This window comes from Streptomyces sp. NBC_01116, assembly GCF_041435495.1.
Lineage (GTDB): Bacteria > Actinomycetota > Actinomycetes > Streptomycetales > Streptomycetaceae > Streptomyces.
Genome location: NZ_CP108644.1, coordinates 3,711,748 through 3,732,151, shown reverse-complemented (window position 1 = coordinate 3,732,151; position 20,404 = coordinate 3,711,748). Strand labels below are relative to the sequence as shown.

The window sequence follows — 20,404 nt, the reverse complement described above, 5'->3', positions numbered from 1 at the left end:
CCTAGGGCTGAGCGCTGGTCGGGCCGTCAGGCGTCGGCGGAACGGACCTCGATGGCCACGTCGGTCAGTTCGTAGATGCGCAGGCCCGGCTTCGACAGGTCGGCGTCGGCGATGAGGAGCAGCCGGCCCTCCTCGCGGCGGATCTCCTTGATGTGCACGTCGAACCGGAGTTCGCGGTCGTCGCGCAGGATCTGGCCGCGGTACTTCCAGGCCGTCTCGACCTCGGTGGCCATCGCGAAGCGGGGCCGCTCGATGCCCTCGGCGAGCTTCTCCTCCAGGACGAAGAGCCTCATCGCCTGGAGGATCGCCTCGACGCCGAGCGATCCGGGCATCACCGGGTCGCGGTGGAAGTGGCAGTCGAAGTACCACTCGTCCGGCCGGATGGCGCGGTGGCCGTGCAGATAGCCCCGGCCGTGCCGGCCGCCGTCGGCGACCAGGTCGACCCGGTCCACCAGGGCGAACCGGCCGCCCGCCAGGCGCAGATGGCCGCCGGCCGGGTCGGTGTGGGCGGGCGCGTCCGGGCCGAGCTCGATGCGGCGGACGCGGTCGGCGGACGGCTTCTCCGTCTCGATCCAGGGAGCGACGTACTTCCCGGCGTCCAGGCCCACCTGGTTGGCCAGGGCCGCGTCGCTGAAGTAGCCGAAGAGCGACTCCCCGGTGTAGAACACCTCGCCGTCCGCGGAGAGTTCGTAGCTGAAGTTCTGGAGCACCGCGCCGGAGACCGCGCTCGTCATGAGGAGCTTGGAGTGGTGGCGGATGGTCTTGCCGCGCAGGTCGACGTCCTTGACCAGGGTCGCCCGGCCGTCGAGGTTGCGGATCGCGTACTGCTCCTTCGGCGACTCCAGCGTCGCGCCGAGGTAGTAGCCGAGGAAGATCGCGGCCTGGAGCGAACTCTCCATGTAGACCGCGTTCGGCATGTGCGGGTGGGCGTTCTCCTCGTAGTACCAGGCGTCCGCCGGCGAGTCGTACTCGGTGACCATCTCCGAGCCGGGACTGCGCAGATCGCCCCGGGTGCCCTTGAGCGACATCACCCGGTCGACGAACTGGAAGTCGCCGTTCGGGATGTACGGGGCGCGGCTGTCGCGGTAGATCTCGAACTCCGGGCCCATCGCGACGTCCAGCAGCCCCTTGGCCGCGTGGGCCAGGTGCATCTCGTTGATCATCGCGGCCTCGCCGTCGCGGTTGCGGCGGCCGAGGAACCGCGGGATGCCGCCGGCCTCGGGACGGAAGGGCGTGCCCTCCTTCTCCCGGACCTGGAGACCGAGTCCCTTCATCCGGATGACCGGCAGGTCGCCCAGGTAGATGAGCACGTCGGCGATGACCGTGGCCCGGGGCAGGAGCGAGAGCTCCATGACCTCGACCTCGTACCGGATCTCCCGGTGCGCCTGGGTGATCTGGCCGCGGACCTGGACCTCGATCGGTACGTCGGTGACGCACTGGAACCGCGCGTCCGGCAGCGTGAGGTGCATGCCCTGGTGCATCAGGTAGATCTGGAGCAGCTGCACCGCGCCCTCGGCCACCAGCGAGCCGGCGAGCACGTGGTCGTCCGGGAAGTGGCAGGTGAAGTACCAGGCGTCCGGCTCCAGGCGCTTGACGGCGCTGAGGGTGCCGAGGCCGCGCGGGCCGCCCTTGCGGTCGATGACCACCTCGTCGATCATCCGCAGTCTGGCGTCGGGCAGCCGGATCGCCGGGTTGACGCCCGGATCCTGGGCGTGGTCCGGGCCGAAGACGTCACCGGGCCGGCCCTGGGACAGGACCTCCAGGTCGTCGAGGGTGAGGTGGTTCTTCTCGGTGTACGCGAGCGGCTTGAAGTACCCCTTGGGCAGGGCCGCGCGGGCCGCCTTCTCCTTGTCGGTCATCACGACGCCGAGCGGGGTGGCGAGCTCCTCCTTGCTGAAGAACCCGGCGCAGGCGTCGTGCAGTTCGAGGATCAGCTCGCCGTCGGCGTAGCACCGGTAGCTGAAGAAGAAGAGCGTGGTGTCGCCCTGGTGCACGAAGCGGTCGATGGAGATGTCGTACCGCAGGGTCTGACCGGTCCGGGGCAGGTTCCCGCGGAAGATCAGGGTGCTGTCCAGGAGGCGGTAGACCCGCTCGCCCTTGTTGCGGAAGTCGATGCCCAGATAGCTGACGAGCAGCAGGTCGCACTGGCCCGCCTCGACGGTGACGGCCGGCGGCACGCCGCCGTCCACGGCGTACCAGGCGTCCTCGGGGACGTCGTACTCGGTGGTGATCGTGGCGGGCTCGAACACACCGGTGGTGCCGTCGAGCGCGGTGACGCGGGAGACGAAGTGGTAGGGCGGCGCGGGCAGCCGCACCCGCTTGCCGTACCCGTCGATGACGCCGAACTCGGGCCCGAAGACCTTGGCCACGGAGCCGACCGCGAACTCCAGCAGATCGGCCTCGTCCCAGATCACGCCCTCCTTGACCTCGCGCTGCCCGGCCGGGGGCTCCGGAGGGCCGGCGGGAGCGGGGGCGGGGGCGGCCGGGGGCAGCGCGGCCGCGGGGGCCGGCGCCGGGAGGGGCGCCGGAGGGGCCGGGGCCGCGGGCGGGGCGGCGGAGGCCGCGGCGTCGCCGCCCAGCAGCGCCTCGATCCGGGAGAGCGTCGCGCCCTGGAGGATGCGCTGGGTCTCCATCACGACGGAGTGGGTGGTGACCATCTGACGGCGGATGTCCCGCACCAGGTCGGCGGCGGGCGTGGGCGAGCCGTCGGACCCGGTGGCCGGGCCGGCCGCCGCGGGGCGTGCCGGGGCGGGCGCGGGAGGCGGGGCGTCGGACCGGGCGGGGACCGGCGGGGCGGTGTCCCCGTGCGGTGCGGGCGCCCAGGGGAGGAAGGAGATCGGGTCGCCGTCGAAGGTGATGACCTCCGCGTCGGCGAGTGTCGGATCGGCAGGCATGGCGGAGTCCTCCGGCGGTACGGACGGTACGGGGGCGGACGGGGCGGCGGGGCGGGGCGTGCCGGGGCCCGCGGTGGCTCGACCGCCGGGCCCTCCCCCCGCGGCGGCGGCGCCGGGGGCGGCCGGGCCGGAGGCGGCGGGCGCGGCGGACGCTCCCGAGGCGGCGAGCGCGGCGGCGGGGACGGTCGGGACGGCGTCCGCGGCCGCACCCGCGGACGCCGTCGCGGCGATGCTCCGGGCCACGCGTGCCGGGACCGGATCACCGCCGCCCACACGGAAGCGATGGGCGCGGGAGGTCCGCGCCGCGGTCGACGGCGATTCCAGGAGCGCCGACAGGTCCAGGTCCAGGCCGTTGCCGACCAGCCGGGCCACCAGCCGGGCGACCGACCTGGCGGTGGAGACGCCGCGCCGGTCCACGGGAACCGCGGCGTGCGGGGCGTCCCCCAGCGTGTCGTGGATCCAGCGCGAGCAGGTCGCGCCGGGTCCGACCTCGATGAAGTAGCGGAAGCCCCGGTCGTGGGCGTCCCGCACCAGTCGGGCGAAGTCGATCGTCGAACGCAGGGTCCAGGCGATGCGGCGGGCCGTCTCGCCCCGCTCCAGGACCGGCAGCGCCTCGTAGTCGTACGCGCTGAACAGCTCCAGGTCGCCGAACGAGCCCGTGGGGTAGTCGTTCAACCCCGCGAGGCCGTCCAGTTCGGCGTCCACGACCGGGCAGTGCATGACGACGTTGACGGGCGAGCGCGCCGCCGGGCAGCCCAGCTCCTTCACGAGCGCGCGGCACTGCTCCGGGTCACCCGCGACGACCAGTTCGGCCGGGGTGTTGATGTGGGTGAGGTGGACCCGGTCGTAGCGGGGCAGCGCCGCGCGCACCGAGTCGGCGTCGGTGAGCAGCACATGGCTGGCCCACAGGGAGGCGTCGGGGACGGAGTCCGGCAGCTTCCACAGCTCGCGCACGGTGCGGCGGGGCCCGCACAGCCGGTCCTTGAAGATCGGGGTGTCGCTGATCAGGTCGTCGCGGCGACCGCCGGTCTGCCAGCCGCCGGTCGCGAAGAGCATGCTCGACTCGCCGAGGCTGTAGCCGAACGCGCCGTGCGGCCGGACGCCGAGCACCTCGCGCACCAGATCCGTGTACAGGATGGCGAAGTTGGTGCCGGTGGCGAGCATGAAGGGCACGTCGTCGCCGAGACCGGCCTCCAGCCCCATCAGTTCGCGGCGGCCCAGCGCGACCTGGCTGCGCGGATAGAGCGAGGTGGCGCGCAGCTGGCGTTCGGGCTGGGTCGCGTCCTCCTCGAACCGGTCCAGCAGGCCGGGGAAGACCCGGAAGAAGTCCTGGCCCAGACCCGGGTAGGAGTTGAACGCGCCCGGGTAGACCAGCGCGACCTTGCCGTCCGGGCCGATGGGCCGTGCGGTGAAGTAGCTGCCCGCCGGCGTGGCCCACTCGCCGCCGTCTCCGTGCACACCGGGGAGATCGCGTGCGGCCAGGTCGAGCTGGGCCAGCAGCTCGTCGCGGTCCTGGCCGACGAGCACCACCCGCGGACCGACGTCCGTCAGCTCACGGGCCGCCTGCCGGGCGAGGTCGTACGGGTCGGCCCCGGCCACCAGCGCCCTGTGCCGCTCGACCACGTCGAGCAGCGCCTCGAACGAGTGCGCCGACAGCGGCAGCACGACCGGCCCGTCGGCCCGCCGCCAGTCGGCCCGGGCGACCCGGCCCCGGGTGGCGTCGGCGGAGAGCACGAGGTGCCCGTGCGCACCGGACGCGCCGAGGAAGTCGACGGCGGCGTACCTGCGCGCCCCCTTGTTCCGGCGCAGCCACGGCTGCGACCGGGTCGGGACGAACAGCGCGGAGGCGCCGAAGTCCTCGGCGAGTCCGTCGGCGGGACGGGTCCAGCCGCCGGTGCCGGGGAGATACCCGTGGTGCAGGCACAGGACGGACCGGATGAGCCCGGCCATGGTCGCCGCGCACCCGGCGTCGCCGACGAGGGCCTTGGCGCTGCCGAGGGCCACCCCGTCGCCGCCGGCCGGGTAGACGCGGGCCAGGGCGGCGATCTCGGCCCGGTCCTGGGCTTCGGTGCCGCCCGCGTGCGCCTCCAGGTAGCCGATGTCGGCCGCGGTGACGCCCGCGGTGGCGAGTGCCTCCTCGGCGGCCGCGACGAGCGTCGCCGCGTCGGCCTCCGGCACCACGCCGTCCACCGGGGCGGCATGGCGGATGGCGACGGCGTCGAGCCGGGCGTAGGCGGGGCGCTCCCGCTCGTCCGGCCGGGTGACGACGACCGCGCCCGCGCCCTCGCCGATCCGCCGGCCACGGGCGCCTTCGCCGAAGGTCAGTCCGGCCTCGCCCACCACGTCCGGGCGGAGCAGCAGGTTCTCCGCCGAGCCGGCCAGGTCGACCGCTCCGACGAGGACCGCCTCGATGCTGGGGTCGAGCAGCAGCAGCCGGGCGACCTCCAGGGCCTCGGCGGTGCCCGAGCCGTCGGAGGAGACGGTGAAGGAGGGGCCGGTGAGGTTCCAGAGGGAGGAGATGCGGCTGGCCATGATGTTGCCGATGAAGCTCAGCACCTCGTTGGCGACGATGGGGTCCACGACCGCGTCCCGGCCGGCCGCGCTCACGGCGGCGAGCCGCTCCTCGTCCACCGCGACCCCGGCCCGCGCGAACTCCTCGCGGACGAAGGCGCCCAGGCCGCGGCGGGTGAGCCGCAGATGGGTCATCGGCTCGATCTCCATCCCGATCACCACCGCGATGCGCCGGGGGTCGGGCGCGCTCCGGCCCTCGGCCGTGGCCCGGCTGAACCCCGCGTCCCGCAGGGCCTCGTCGGCGACCTTCGTGACCAGGGCGTGCTGGAGGTTGTACGTACGCAGGTCGGCCGGCGGGATCTTGAGGTCGACGGGGTCGATGCCGAGGCCGTCGACGAACGCGCCGTTCGGCACCGTGCCGGGCGCGACGCCGGTGGCGGCCTCCAGGGAGCCCCCGCGGGTCTGGTCCAGGCCGCGCCAGCGGCGCTCGGGCAGCGGGACGAGGGCTCCGGCGCCCTGGTGGACGGCCTCCTCGAAGGCGTCGAGGGAGTCGAGCGGGCCGAAGTGGGCGCCGAGGCCGACGATGTCGAGCGCGGGCACCTCGGCCGGGGCCGTCTCCTCGGGCGTTCCGTCGGCGGCGGTGGCCGCCGAGAGCACCACGTGGGCGTTGGTCCCGCCGAAGCCGAACGCGGACACCGCCGCCCGGCGGGGGCCCTCGCCCTCTGGCCAGGCGCGGCCGGTGCGGACGAGCGACTCCTCGCCGACCCGCCCGTCCTTCGAGGTGACGGGACGGGTCACGCCGATGGTCGGCGGGATGTACCCGTCGCCCATGGACAGCACGACCTTGAGGAGGCTGCTGAGCCCCGCCACGGTGAGCAGGTGGCCGATGTTGCCCTTCACCGAGCCGATCAGCGGCACCCGGTCGGCCCCGCCGAAGAACTCGGCGACGGAGTCCACCTCGGTGGCGTCCCCGATGGGGGTCCCGGTCGCGTGGCACTCCAGGTAGTCCACGGTGGCCGGGTCGACACCGGCGTCGGCGTAGGCCCGCTGGTACGACTGGAGCTGCCCGCCGCCCTGCGGGACGAGCAGATGGCGGCCGCTGCCGTCGTTCGTCAGCCCGATGCCGTCCACGACGGCGTGGATGCGGTCCCCGTCGCGTACCGCGTCGGCCAGCCGCTTCACCGCGACCATCCCGGCGCCCTGACCGGTGAGGATGCCTCCGGACCGGCTGTCGAAGGGCTGGCTGAAGCCGTCGCGGGGGTAGGCCTGGAGGTCGGAGAACGACAGGTGGATCAGGGTCGGGTCGGGCGCGCAGACGCCGCCCGCCAGCACCAGGTCGGCCTGGCCGGCGGCGAGGTGGTCGCACGCCAGCTTGAGCGCGTACAGCGCGGAGGAGCAGGCGGCGTCCAGGGCGTAGCGGGGGCCGCCGAGCCCGAGCGCGCTCGCGGCGACCGAGGCCGGCGAGCCGCTGACCCGCAGGTTCTCGGGGTGCAGCCGCGAGGGGTCGATCCGCCGGCTCTCGTCGGCCAGCGCGCCGAGCGCCGGGTGCCCGGCCCGCCGCAGCCCTTCGAGGACCGACTCCTGGACCAGGGGGACGCTGACGGCCGCGGACGCCGGGGTGGGGAAGGAGTAGTTGCCCAGGATCAGGCCGGTGCGGTCCAGGACGCCGGGGCGGTCCAGCTGCCCGCTGTCGCGCAGCGCCTCCCGGGCCACGTGCAGGGACCAGTGGAAGATCCGGTCGAGCCCGGAGAGGTGGCCGGGGTCCAGGAGGTAGCCCTCCGGGTCGAAGTCGAATCCGGTGACGAAGCCGCCGCGTGTGCAGTAGACGGCGTGCTGCGGATCCGCGTCCCTGGCGTCGATGCCGGGACCGAAGATCTGCTCGCCCCCTTCCCCGCGGTTGTCCGTCCCGGCACGGAGGTTCTGCCAGAACTCGGCAGGGGACTCCGCGCCCGGGAACAGGCAGGAGAGGCCAACGATGGCGTACTTGCTCATGAGAGCTTTACGGTCCCTTCTGAGGGGCGGGGCCGGCCCGGACGGCGCGGGAGGCGCCGTCCGGGCCGACCCGATCGCTTGCGTCGGGTACGAAGGGGAGTCAGCCGCTGATGAACTTGGCCGCCAACTGCGGTGCGGAGACCACGGACACGTCCTCGAACCGGGTGATCACCTCTCCGCCCGGGGTGCACGCGGTGATGGTGAGCGAGGCGCCGGAGCCCTGCGGGGCGGAGCCGGGCTCGACCACGACCAGGAAGGGCTCGCCGTCGGGCAGCGCGCGGTGCAGATCGGCGCGGCCCACCGACAGGGGCAGACCGGCGGTGCCGCGGAAGAGCCGGACCCAGACCAGGCCCGCCTGGAGCAGCAGGTCCGCCGTGCCGGGCGCGAACCGGCTGCCCGCGAACGCCCCTCCCGCCGTGCGGTGTTCGGACAGCTCGCACTCCAGGACCAGCCGCTGGGCGCCCTCGTCCTCGGTGAGCACCCGGCGCACTCCGCGCAGCGAGGGCCCGTGGAAGAGGGTGCCGTCGCCGTAGAGCGCGTCGGCCGGCCGGCCGCCGCCGAGCGCCGGCAGGGTGCCGGGGAAGACCGGGGCGAGCGTGGCCCGGAAGTCGAGCACCGCTCCGTAGTGCGGACGGACGGCGCCCTGCGCGTCCACGGACCGGACGGCCCCGCGCACCACGTCGTCGTCGGCGGCCAGTTCGAGGCCGAGCGCCTCGGGCTGGGAGCCGTCGAAGACGATGCCCTTGTGTACGGAGAAGTCCCGCACCTGGCGGATCTCGGCGCCGTGCACCCGCTCCGCCGCACCGATCATCCAGCCGAGGGCGACGACGGCCGGGAGCACCGGCGCGTCCCCGATGACGTGGTCGGCGACGATCGGCTCGCCCTCCAGAGCGGCCAGCGGCCGCTCCACGCGGGTGACGGCGGCGACGGTCCGCTCGGGGGTGGAGAGGGGGGACGTCGGGCCGAGGACCGTGACCACGTCACCGGACCGGTCGGCGGCGAACTGCTCGGCGAACAGCCGGGCGCCGGTGTCCAGCGGGATCAGGGTGATGCCCCGCTCCCGGAAGACCGCCTTGACCTCCGGGGAGACCATGCCGCTGTCCCAGGCGCCCCAGTTGATGGACGTGACGTGGGCCGAGGGGTGGCGCTGCTTCCAGGAGGAGGCCCAGGCGTTGAGCACCTCGTTGGCCATGGCGTAGTCCGACTGGCCCCGGTTGCCGAAGAACCCGGCGACCGAGGAGAACAGCACGAGGTGGCGCAGCGCGGCGGAGTCCAGCGCGGCGGTGACCGCGCGCAGCCCGGCGAGCTTCGGGGCGAAGACCCGCTCGACCTCGGACGCCTTCTTGTTGGCGATCAGCTGGTCGGCGAGGACACCCGCGCCGTGCACCAGACCGGTGACGCGGTCCCGGTGCGGGGCGAGGGCGGCGGCGGTGGCCGCCGGGTCGGTGATGTCGACGGCCAGGTACTCCACCCGGCTGCCCGCGGCGCTCACCTCGGCGAGGGTGGCGCGGATCTCCCGGGCGCCGACGACGTCCCGGTAGAGCTGCTCGACGCGCTTGGGGGTGGGCTTCTCCCCCGTGGTCTTCAGCCGGGCGGCCGCGGCGGCCTTGAGCGCCGGGGTGTCCACGCCCCGCGCCCAGTCCGGCTCGTCCTCCAGCGGGGTGCGGCCCAGGAGCAGCAGGCCCGGCCGGTAGCGCCGGGCCAGCTCGACCACGCACGCGGCGGTGATGCCGCGTCCGCCGCCGGTCACGACGAGGAGGTCGTCGCCGCCGAGGACGGGTGCGGTCGCCGGGTCGGAGGTGGTCAGCGGCTCCTCGCCGAGCGTCAGTCCGATACGACGGCTGCCGTCGAGTCCCACCTGGACCGTCTCCGCGACCGCGTCGCTCAGCTCCGGGAGGAGGAGGTCGGCTCCGGCCTCCGGGCTGAGGGCCGGGGCCAGGTCGACCGCCCGGCAGAACAGCTCGGGGGCCTCGACGGCCAGGGTCTTGACGAGTCCGCCGGGGCCGCCGGCGGGGACCAGCTCCTCGGACACCCCGCCGAGCCCGAAGGCGCCGTCGAGCCGGGTGACCGTGACGAAGGCGGCGCGGCCGGAGGCGGCGGCGGCCGTCAGCGGCGCGACGGCGTGCTTGGCGACCAGCAGGGTGTGCGTGAGCCGCCGGACCCCGTCGGACCACTCGCCCGCACGGGCGGCGGTCAGATCGAGGACGACGCTGACCCGGTCGGCGAGGATGAGCTCCATCCGCTCGGCCAGCTCGGTCACGCCCCAGCCGGACAGCGCGTGGTCCTTGACCCCGGTGACGCGCTGGGCCACTCCGGGCAGCCGCAGGACGTGCACATGGCGTCCGGACGCGATCAGGCGCTGGGCGAGCGCCGGCGCGAGGTCGGAGCCGTCGTCGACGACGAGCGCGCCCGAACCCTCGGCGAAGCAGCCGACCAGCTGGTCGGGGGTGGGCAGCGCGACGAGCGCGGCCTGGGCCCGGCCGATCCCGCCGCCGGTCGGTGCGTCGGCGTCGGAGTCCTGGCCGGCCGGGGCGGGCGCGGGGGCGTCCGCGGCGGAGGTGTCGGCCGTGGCGGTCGGCGCGGCCCCGCTGGTGAATTCGACGATCTGTCGGAGGGTGCGGAGTTCTGCGAGTTGTTCGGGGCCCGCGGTGATGGCTCCGGCGAAGCGTTCTTGGAGGATGCCCATGATTTCGACGCGTTTGATGGAGTCGATGCCGAGGTCGGCTTCGATGTCCATGTCGAGTTCGAGCATGTCGGCGGGGTAGCCGGTCTTGAGTGCGACGACGTCGAGGAGTGCGGTCTGTACGGTCGCGGCGTCCAGGCCCGCGGGTGCGGGGGCTGCGGGGGCCGTGGTCGGGGCGGTGGTGGCGGTGGTGCTGGTGAATTCGACGATCTGTCGGAGGGTGCGGAGTTCTGCGAGTTGTTCGGGGCCCGCGGTGATGGCTCCGGCGAAGCGTTCTTGGAGGATGCCCATGATTTCGACGCGTTTGATGGAGTCGATGCCGAGGTCGGCTTCGATGTCCATGTCGAGTTCGAGCATGTCGGCGGGGTAGCCGGTCTTGAGTGCGACGACGTCGAGGAGTGCGGTCTGTACGGTCGCGGCGTCCAGGCCCGCGGGTGCGGGGGCTGCGGGGGCCGTGGTCGGGGCGGTGGTGGCGGTGGTGCTGGTGAATTCGACGATCTGTCGGAGGGTGCGGAGTTCTGCGAGTTGTTCGGGGCCCGCGGTGATGGCTCCGGCGAAGCGTTCTTGGAGGATGCCCATGATTTCGACGCGTTTGATGGAGTCGATGCCGAGGTCGGCTTCGATGTCCATGTCGAGTTCGAGCATGTCGGCGGGGTAGCCGGTCTTGAGTGCGACGACGTCGAGGAGTGCGGTCTGTACGGTCGCGGCGTCCAGGCCCGCGGGTGCGGGGGCTGCGGGGGCCGTGGTCGGGGCGGTGGTGGCGGTGGTGCTGGTGAATTCGACGATCTGTCGGAGGGTGCGGAGTTCTGCGAGTTGTTCGGGGCCCGCGGTGATGGCTCCGGCGAAGCGTTCTTGGAGGATGCCCATGATTTCGACGCGTTTGATGGAGTCGATGCCGAGGTCGGCTTCGATGTCCATGTCGAGTTCGAGCATGTCGGCGGGGTAGCCGGTCTTGAGTGCGACGACGTCGAGGAGTGCGGTCTGTACGGTCGCGGCGTCCAGGCCCGCGGGTGCGGGCGCCGCGGGGGCCGCGGCCGGGGCGGCGGCCACCGGGGGCGCGAGGGGCTCCGGTGCGGGGGCCGCCGGAGCGGTCGGGGCCGGCGGCAGGGGCTGCGGCGCGGCGGCCGGAGCCGGGGCGATCTGCGCGGGGGCCGAGGCCCGCGGGGCGGGCAGGGGCGACGGGGCCCGCAGGGCCTGCGGCACGGCCGGACGGGTTCCGGCGGCGGGGGTGGCCCCGAACTCCAGGCCTGCCAGGTCGCGCAGGATCTCGTTGGCCCGCAGGTGGCTGCGGCCGATGTCCAGGCCGTGCTCCTTGACGGCGTTCACACCGGCCAGCACCTGATCGACCTGGCCCTGGACGGCGGCCCGCTCCAGCAGCCCGGCCAACCGCTCCGCGCTCTGCAACTGGCCGTTGAGGTAGTCGTCGTGCAGGGCGAGGTGGTCGGCCACCAGACCGGCCAGGCGATCACTGTCCACGTGAGGTGTCTCCAAGGCGGTGGGTACGGGCACGGGAGCGGGCAGGGCCGGAGCCGCGACCGCCGCGGGGCGCAGGGCCGTGGCCGTGGCGGCCGGGGCGACGGGGGCCGGGACGGCGGCGGCCGGGGCGGGCAGGACGGCGGGGCGGGGAGCCGGAGCCGAGGGCCGGGCCGGTGCCGGCGCCGGGGGGTTCGCCGGGGCGGGAGCCACCGACGGCACGACCGGCGAGGCGATCCGGTAGCCGTTGTCGATCGCCTCGCGGTACGCGGCCCGGCGCTCGGGCGAGACGTAGTTGATGCCGTTCAGCAGGATGGACATGCCCTTGACGGGCTCGGCCACCGGCGGTGCGGCGACGTAGCGGTCACTCGTCTCCAACGGCACGCCCAGCACCGCGAGTTGCGCGACGGCCTGCTTGAGCGCGACGTCCGCGTCGCGGCCCGGACCGGCGTCCAGAGCGACCGCCCAGTGCTCCCGGTCGCCGAGGATGCGGCGTACCAGCTGGGTGAGGATGCTCTTGGGCCCGAACTCCACGAAGACGCGGAACCCGGCGGCGTACATCTCCTCCACGCGGGCGGCGAAGTCGACCGGGCGGACGAGCTGTCCGGCCAGGACCTCGCGGTTGGCCGCGACGTCCCCGCCGTAGCTCGCGCCCTGGGTGTTGGCGAAGACGGTGCCGTTCGGACGGCCGATCTCGACGTGTTCGACGTCGGCGCGGAACGCCTTGAGCGCATGGCCGACGAACGGAGTGTGGAAGGCCGCGGAGACCGGCAGCCGGCTCGCCCGCAGGCCCGCCTCCTTCGCGGCGGCGACCAGGCGGTCGACCTCGTCCGTGGGGCCGCCGACGACGATCTGGTCGAGGGCGTTGCGGTTGCAGACGATCACGTCGGTGCGGTCGGCGAGCAGTTCCGCGACCCGCTCCTCCGGGGCGGAGACCGCGGCCATCGCCCCGGCGTCGAACCCGGGGTCCGACGGCGGCGCCATGGCCCTGCCCCGGGCCCGGGCGAGCGTGAAGAAGGCGTCGTCGTCGAGTGCGCCCGAGGCCCACAGCGCGGTCAGTTCGCCGAAGCTGTGGCCGAGGAAGCCCTCGGGGGCGAGGCCCAGTTCGCCCAGGTAGCGGAACTGGCCGGCGGACAGGGCCCCGATGGCCGGCTGCGCGTACGCGGTCGCCCGGAGCGCGGTCTCCTGCGCGGCACGGACGTCGGCCCCGAACAGCGGCGGCGGGAAGGCGACCCGGGACAGCGGTGCCTCGCCGGGGACCAGGACGTTGGCCCGGTCGAAGGCGGCCCGCAGCGGGGGCACCGCCAGGACGGCGGTGCTGCCGAGGTTCGTGTACTGGCTGCCCTGACCCGCGAAGAGTGCGCCGACCTTGCCGGTCCGTGCGGCGCGGCGCCGGTAGTGCAGGCCCTTGGGGTGCGACCAGGCGTCCGCGTCGCCCCGGGTCCGCAGTTCGCCGAGGGCCAGCTCCCGCAGGGCGGCCAGCTCCTCCGGCGTACGGGCGACGAGCGCGATCCGGGCGTGGCCCTCGGGAGCCGGTCCGCCGGTCGCGGGCGCGCCCGCGGCGAGCAGTCCGGTGAGCGCGGCCGTGTCCGGCGCGTGCCACAGGTGGACCGCGGCCACGGGGAAGGAGACCTTCAGGTCGTCGCCGTCGCCGTGCTCCTCCAGGACCATGTGGAAGTTGGTGCCGCCGAAGCCGAACGAGGAGATCGCGGCCCGGCGCTTGGGGCGTTCCGGGTCGCGGATCCACGGGCGGGCCTCGGTGTTGACGTAGAACGGCCCGGAGGTGAAGTCGATGGCGGGGTTGGGCTCGGAGACGTTGATGGTGGGGGGCAGGACCTTGTGGTGCAGCGAGAGCGCCAGCTTGATCAGGCCCGCCGCCCCGGCGGCCGCCTTGGTGTGCCCGATCTGGGACTTGACGCTGCCCACGGCCGCGTACTGCCGGTGGTCGTTGCCCTCGGAGACGACCGCGGACAGCGCGCTCAGCTCGGTGGCGTCCCCGACGGCGGTGCCGGTGCCGTGCGCCTCGAACAGCTCGATGCTGGAGGGGGAGCAGTCGGCGTCCTCGTACGCGCGGCGCAGCGCGACGATCTGGCCCTCCTTGCGGGGGGCGTAGATGGACTTGAAGCGGCCGTCGCTGGAGGTGCCCATGCCGCGCAGCACCGCGTAGATCCGGTTGCCGTCGCGCTCGGCGTCGGAGAGCCGGCGCAGCGCGAGCATCCCGATGCCCTCGCCGATCAGGGTGCCGTCGGCGTCCTTGTCGAACGGGCGGATCTGCCCGGACTTCGACAGGGCGGGCGTCTTGCTGAAGCAGAGGTACATGAAGATGGTGTTCTCGGCGTCGCAGCCGCCCACCAGCATGGTGTCGGAGCGGCCTTCGAGCAGCTCGCTGACGGCGGTGCGGACCGCGCCGAGGGAGCTGGCGCAGGCGGCGTCGATCGTCATGTTGATGCCGCCGAGGTCGAGCCGGTTGGCGACCCGGCCCGCCACCACGTTCCCCAGCATGCCCGGGAACGAGTTCTCCTCCCAAGGGGCGTACGCCAGACGGAACTTGGCGACGATCTCCTCGGCGTCCCGGTCGGACAGGCCGCAGCTGCGGACGACCTCCTTGAGCACGGGGCTCTGGAGGCGGGCGGTCAGCGGCTGGGTGAGCTGGTTGGCGCCGGTGATGCCGAGGACGACGCCGGTGCGGGACGCGTCGTACCAGGGCTGCTCGGCGCCGGCGTCCTTGAGCAGGTCGCGGGCGACCACCAGGCTGAGCAGCTGGAGGACGTCGGTCACCTCCAGCGTGTTCGGCGGGAGGCCGAACTCCAGCGGGTTGAAGGGGACGTCGGGGATGAAGCCACCGCGCTTGGAGTACGTCTTGTCCGGCACCGTGGGGTCGGGGTCGTAGTGCTCGTCCACGTCCCAGTGGCCCGCGGGCACGTCGTCGATGCAGTCGGCGGCCGATACGACGTTCGCCCAGAAGTCCCGCACGTTGCTGGACTTGGGGTAGAGCGCGGAGAGGCCGACGATGGCGATGGGGTCCCGGGCGAGCCGACGGTCGAGGTCGGATTCCTGCGAAGAGTTCACGGCAAGTCTCTCTGGATCTGGGCGAACAGGGACTTCGGGGCGCGGCGCCCCGGCCGCCGGCGCGAGGGCGAGGGGGGTCCGGAAGGCGGGGCGGGGCGCGGCCCTCGGAAGACGGACGGACCGGCTGCTCTCGCGTGGCGGGCAGCGGCCGTCGGCAGGGCGGGCCGGTTCGGTGCGGGTGCGGTGGCCGCGGTCGGCGGGGCAGCCGGACCGGTCGTGCGGTCCGGGCCTCGCGCCTCGTGGGCCCTGCCCGGGATCGGGCGGGCGGCGGCCGGCGCGTCGGGCGGCCGGGGGCGCTCCCGCCGGGAGCCGCGCGAGCGGCCTCAGGCGGCGGCGGTGTGCTTCTGGCTCTCCTCGGCGATGTGGGCGGCGAGGGCCTCGATGGTGGGGTGGTACCAGAGGGCGGTGGTGCCGAGCTCGAACCCGAGCCAGGACTCCATCTCACCGGCGATGATCAGCGCCTGGGTGCTGTCGAGGTCGAGCTCGTCGAAGTACTGGTCGGCCGGGACGTCGGACGGTGCCACGCCGACCCGCTGGGCGATCTCCTCGATCAGCCACTTCTGGGCTTCCTCGGCCGATATGTTCTTCGCCATTTCCCATCCTCTCCAAGCGGTTTATTGCCCACACCGGGGGCCTCGGTGAATTCCCCGCGGGACGCCTCACGAGTGGAGGCTTCAAGGGCGGCAGGTGGAGCCCGGAACGGTGCCGGCCGGAATCGTCCTGCGATCCGTGACCCTAGGCGGGCACCCGTTCCGGAGCAACCGAACTCCGCTTGCATAAAGGCCGGGCAATGCCTCTTACGGAGGAACTCCCCGCGGTCCGAGCCGCAATGGACACGCTGAGCTGCGGTGATGGCCGGCCGGGAGGGGCGGCGAAAAGTGCTGTCAGCCTGCCGTAAGGCTGTCAGCGGTCATGTCAGGCTCCGTTTCCGGAGGTCCTCGGCATTGTCCTGACGGCCGCCCGACGAGGGCTCCCGGGACTGGAACGGGTAGAGGTTGCCCGGCTCCCGCATTCCCTTCCGGTGTTCGGCGACGAACGCGGAGATCGACCCGTCCGGTGTCGCGGCGAGGCGGGTGAGGGACCTGCGCAGGTCGAGCGGCAGATGGCCGCAGGCGGCCGCCAGTTCTTCGGCGGCGCCCGGTTCGGCGGCCGTACGCTCGGCGCCCAGGTGCGTCACGACGAGCTCGTGCGCCTCTTCCGCGGTCAGCGCGCCCAGGGACAGGGCGAGCGCGCCCTCCCGTGTGGTCAGGTCGGTCAGGGGGGAGCGGCTGGTGACGAGCACCGCGTTGCCCGGTGTGCCCGGCAGGAGGCAGCGCACCTGGGACGCGTCCGCGATGTCGTCCAGCACCACCAGGAAGCGGCGGCCGGCCAGCAGGCTCCGGAAGAGGGCGGTCGCCTCTTCCGTGGTGTCGGGCATCCAGCCGCTGCGCACGCCGAGGGAGCGGATGAAACCGGTCAGCACCGTGGCCGGGGTCGCCGTCCGCTGCGCCGGGTCGATGCTGCCCTGGAGGCTGGCGTAGAGCTGCCCGTCGGGGAACGAGGCGAGCCTGCGGTGCGCCCAGTGCACGGCCAGCGCGCTCTTGCCGATGTCCGGGGGACCGTGCACGACCGCGATGCCCAGCGAGCCGCCCTTGCGCCGCGACTGCTCCAGCAGGCGGTCCAGAGCGGCCACTTGCCGTGTCCTGCCGGTGAAGGGCGCGAGCACCGGGGGGAGCTGGGCCGGCGCGCCCATGGCGGGGGAGCCGTCGAAGGCGCTCGCGGTCCGCCGGACCGGAAGGTCCGCGGTGGCGAGCAGCCGGATTCCGGCGGGACGGGCGGCGCCCTCCAGGGGAGAGGCCCGCTCGACGGCCCCGCTCTGCCGCAGGACGGCCTGGTGCGCCTGTCTGATGTCGTCGCTCGGCTCGACGCCCAGCTCGTCCTTGAGCCGTGTCTGCAGCTCGGCGAAGAGCTGGAGCGCGGCGGCCCGGCGCCCGGAGGCGGCGAGCGCCAGCATGATGTAGGCCTGGAGCGGCTCGTGGAGCGGTTCCTCGTACGAGGCGATCCTGAGGTGCTCCACGGCGAAGGCGGGCCGCTTCAGCCGCAGGGCCAGGTCGGCCAGTTCGATGGCCACGTCGATGTGGCGCTGGGCGACGCGCACCACCGCGGGATGGTGCCAGAGCTCGGGGAGGTCGTGCACCAGACGGCCGTGCCAGCAGCCGAGGGCCTGCCCGTAGAGGTCGAGCGCGACCCGCGGGTCGTGCGTCGTGGTCCTGCGGGCCAGGGCCGCCCGGTCCTCGAACTGGCAGAGATCCACCCGCACGCCCGCGCTGTTGAAGACGTATCCACCGCGGACGGTGCGGATTCTCCGGTCGGTGGAGCCGTGTCCGGGGGGCGGATCGACGAACCGGCGCAACCGGGCCATGTGGGTGTGGACCAGTTGCGGATAGGCGGGCGGCGTCTCGCCGTTCCACAGCGCGTCCGCCATCTCCTCGTGGCTGACCGTACGGTCCGGCTGTACGGCGAGAAGTCCGAGCAGGACGCGCTGTTTGCGCGGCAGCGGTATGGACCGGTCGCCGAACAGGGCCGAGAGGGGACCGAGCAGCCGGATCTCCTGGGCGTAGGGCCGGGAAGCCGGGGCGTCGGAGGCGTCCGGTTCCTCGGTGGCCCGCCAGCCGACGACTTCGGCGATCCGTGCCAGCGTCTCGTGCCGGGGCGTGACGTGGCCGTGCTCGATATGGCGTATGGTCCGCACGCTCACCGATGCCCTGCGTGCCACCTGGTCCTGAGTCAGACCGGCCTTTGTCCGTGCGGTGCGCAGTTCGGAACCTCGTATAGTTCTCAACTATGTCCCCACCGTGAGCCGATTGGCGAAGTCGAAAGTGAACTCGCTGCTAGGTTTCCGCTCCCCGTCACTGTATTGCGCATGGTTAATGGAAGCGATCATTCCAGGGAGGGATTAGCGCGGAATAGATGTCCAATCCGCGACTACTTTCCTGTTCCGGAGCCGGCGAACGCGCCTCAGGCGACCGGTTCCGGGCTTTCCGCCGAGCGCTGCGGGCCGATCCCCCGACCGGTCTCCGCGACGTCCGACGGGACGGGTGACCTGCGCACGAGGATCAGCACGAGGACACCTGCCAGCACCGCCGCGACCCCGCTCACCAGGAAGGCCCGGTCGAGCCCGGCGGAGTAGGCCTGCTCGATCGCCCGCTCGCCCGCCTCCCGTGCTCCGGACGGCAGTTCGGCGACCAGGCGCGCCGACTGGCCGCCCGTGACCAGCTCCGCGGCCGAGCCGGAGTCGGAGAACACGCCGCTGTCGGACAGCTTCCGCCCGATCGCGCCGGTCAGGATGGCGCCCACCACGGGGATGCCGATGGCGAAGCCGAGCTGCCGGAAGGTGTTCGCCGCGCCGCCCGCCATGCCCGCCCGGTTCGCCGGGGCCGCCGCCAGGGCGGCCGAGGCGAGGATGGGTGACGCGATTCCGACCCCGATACCGGTCAGCAGCATGCCGGGGAGCAGCGCCGTCCAGCCGGACGTCGCGGTCAGCCTCATCTCCAGCAGGGTGCCGAGGCCGATCAGGAGCAGCCCGCCGCCGATCGGCCACTGCGGGGCGGCCGACGAGAGGAACCGGCCCGCCAGTCCGGCGGCCACGAAGGACATGCCGCTCAGCGGCATCAGGATGAGACCCGCCTCGACCGGGCTGAGGTCGAGCACGGACTGGGCCCAGACGGAGACGAACACGAGGTTGGCGAAGGCGGCGGCGCTGAAGACCACCGCACCGGCCAGGAGCCCGCCGAACGAGGGCGACCGCAGCAGCCCCAGGTCCAGCATCGGGTCCTGCCTGCCCTTCTCGACCAGGAAGAAGACGGCCAGTGCGACCGCGCTCCCGGCGAAGAGGGCGAGGGTGGTGGTCGAGCCCCAGCCGTCCTCGCCCGCGTGGATCAGGGCGAAGATCAGCAGCGTCGCGGCGGCCGTGAAGCCGACCGTGCCCGGTACGTCGATCCGCCGTCCGGTTCCGGACGGGGAGCCCTTGAGGTGCCGGTGGCCGATGTACAGGGCGAGGGCCGCGACGGGCAGGTTGACGAAGAAGATCCAGCGCCAGTTGACGTGTTCGGTGAGCAGTCCGCCGAGGATCGGCCCGGCGGCGGCCGCCGCGCCGTTGACCGCGCCCCACATGCCGAACGCGATGCCGCGGTCCCTGCCCTGGTAATTGGCGGCGAGCAACGCGGTGTTGGTGGCGAACATCGCCGCGGCGCCCAGGCCCTGCACCCCTCGGGCGACGATCAGCTGGGCGCTGCTGTCGGCCAGGCCGCAGGCGAGCGAGGCGGCGGCGAAGACGGCCAGGCCGATCAGGTAGACGCGGCGGGAGCCGACGTGGTCGGAGAGGGAGCCGAGGGCCATCAACAGGGCCGCGAGGACCAGGACATAGATGTCGACCACCCATTGCAGGGCGGTGAAGGAGGCGTCGAGCGAGTCCGTCATCCGGGGGAGGGCGACGCTGACGATCGTCACGTCGATCAACAGCATGAACGTGCCCAGACAGACCGCCAGCAGCGGCATCCATTTACGCATGGCGCGGTGCCTCTCAGGAGAAGGAGGAACGAGGGAGGGGCGGGCCCCACGGGCTCTTCTGCTCGTCGGGTCCGCGGGCGCGCGGTGTGCTTCGCGGTCCGCGCAGGGCAGGGCGACGCCGTCGTCCCTGACCGTACAAGTCGGTGTTAGACAGTGGCTAATAGGTTAGGCTGACTCTACGCCCTGCGGGTCGCCGGGCAAGGGCCTCTTGTGCCGGACTCCCTGGAAGCTCGCCCGACCGCAGGCGTCTCCCGTCCGGATCGGGCCGGATCGGGCCGGGTCGGGGAGCGGGGGCCGGTGCGTGCGGCTGCGGCTGCAAGGCGGAGGGGGAGTCGCTGCGGATCATCGGCGACCGACGACAACGCCGCGGGTGCGCGTGCCGGGGACCGCGAGCCCGACATGATCCAGACGAGAGGCGCTAGGTTTCAGCCATGCCCGATTCATCTCCGCGTGTGCCCGCATCCGCTCCGCGCCGCCGTTCACGCGCCTCGGCAGGACTGCCGCCGATCACCGCGGACAAGATCGTCGACGCGGCGGTCGACCTGACGGCGGAACACGGCCTCGACGGCTGGTCGATCCGGCAGATCGCGACCCGGCTCGATGTCTGGCCCGGCGTCGTGGCCCACCATGTGGGGGACCGCGACGCCGTGGTGATGGCGGTGACGGACCGGATCGTCGGCCGGATTCCCGTACCCGGCGCGGACGTGTCCTGGCGGGACTGGTTCCGTCAGCTGATGTTCGAGGGCCGTGAGGTCCTGAAGCAGTACCCGGGCGTCGCCCGCCGCCTGGTGGTGGTGGGCCCGAACGTGCCGTCCGCGCTGGCGACGATCGACGCCGGCATCAAGGTCCTCCAGGGGGCGGGCTTCGGGAGCCAGGCCACCGAGATCTACCGGTACCTCCTCAACAGCGCGTTCATGCTGGTGGCGGTGGAGGACGACCGGGGGAACTTCTTCCCGAGCGCGCGGGCGGACATGGGCCGCACGATGGCGGCCTTCGCGCAGGACAAGGAGCGGCCGGGCCTCGCGGCGGCGGGCGCGCAGGCACTGTCCAGGAGCCAGGACGTGGCCGAGCAGGACCTGGCGTTCTTCCGCCTGACGGTGGAGCGTTCGCTGGACGGCGCGGAGGCGCTCCTCAAGGACTGAGTGGCCGGCCGCCGGGGCTGAGTGCCCTGTCGCTCCACGAAGGGCCGTGCCCCGGACGAGGTGTCCGGGGCACGGCCCTTCGTGGAGGTGCG

6 protein-coding genes are annotated in these 20,404 nt (G+C 73.4%); 1 reads left to right on the top strand and 5 read right to left on the bottom strand.

From position 1 onward, the window contains the following. Positions 1-26: 26 nt before the first annotated feature. The 5 genes from OG245_RS16180 to OG245_RS16160 all read right to left on the bottom strand — a co-directional run bounded on the left by OG245_RS16180 (position 27) and on the right by OG245_RS16160 (position 19,170). Complete coding sequence (locus OG245_RS16180; RefSeq protein WP_371624238.1) at positions 27-7,397, bottom strand: beta-ketoacyl synthase N-terminal-like domain-containing protein; 7,371 nt, start codon at positions 7,395-7,397, stop codon at positions 27-29. 100 nt (positions 7,398-7,497) lie between these two features. Next, complete coding sequence (locus OG245_RS16175) at positions 7,498-14,622, bottom strand: SDR family NAD(P)-dependent oxidoreductase (protein WP_371624237.1); 7,125 nt, start codon at positions 14,620-14,622, stop codon at positions 7,498-7,500. Positions 14,623-14,945: 323 nt separating this feature from the next. Then, the gene (locus OG245_RS16170) at positions 14,946-15,215 is read right to left on the bottom strand and encodes an acyl carrier protein (RefSeq protein WP_371624236.1); all 270 of its coding nucleotides are present in this window, start codon (positions 15,213-15,215) and stop codon (positions 14,946-14,948) included. 317 nt (positions 15,216-15,532) lie between these two features. Further along, positions 15,533-17,443 (bottom strand): BTAD domain-containing putative transcriptional regulator, encoded by a 1,911-nt coding sequence (locus OG245_RS16165; protein WP_371624235.1) that lies wholly within the window; start codon positions 17,441-17,443, stop codon positions 15,533-15,535. Positions 17,444-17,619: 176 nt separating this feature from the next. Beyond that, positions 17,620-19,170, bottom strand: coding sequence for an MFS transporter (locus OG245_RS16160; RefSeq protein ID WP_371624234.1), 1,551 nt, complete (start codon positions 19,168-19,170; stop codon positions 17,620-17,622). Between the two features lie 431 nt (positions 19,171-19,601). Between OG245_RS16160 and OG245_RS16155 the strand changes: the two genes are divergently transcribed. Next, positions 19,602-20,312, top strand: a complete 711-nt coding sequence (locus tag OG245_RS16155; protein WP_371624233.1) for a TetR/AcrR family transcriptional regulator — start codon at positions 19,602-19,604, stop codon at positions 20,310-20,312. Positions 20,313-20,404 lie beyond the last annotated feature (92 nt).

Bases quoted from the DNA above. Each gene is read 5' to 3' on its own strand.
- OG245_RS16180 (WP_371624238.1), bottom strand. From the start codon at position 7,397: ATGAGCAAGTACGCCATCGTTGGCCTCTCCTGCCTGTTCCCGGGCGCG.
- OG245_RS16160 (WP_371624234.1), bottom strand. From the start codon at position 19,170: ATGCGTAAATGGATGCCGCTGCTGGCGGTCTGTCTGGGCACGTTCATG.
- OG245_RS16170 (WP_371624236.1), bottom strand. From the start codon at position 15,215: ATGGCGAAGAACATATCGGCCGAGGAAGCCCAGAAGTGGCTGATCGAG.
- OG245_RS16155 (WP_371624233.1), top strand. From the start codon at position 19,602: ATGCCCGATTCATCTCCGCGTGTGCCCGCATCCGCTCCGCGCCGCCGT.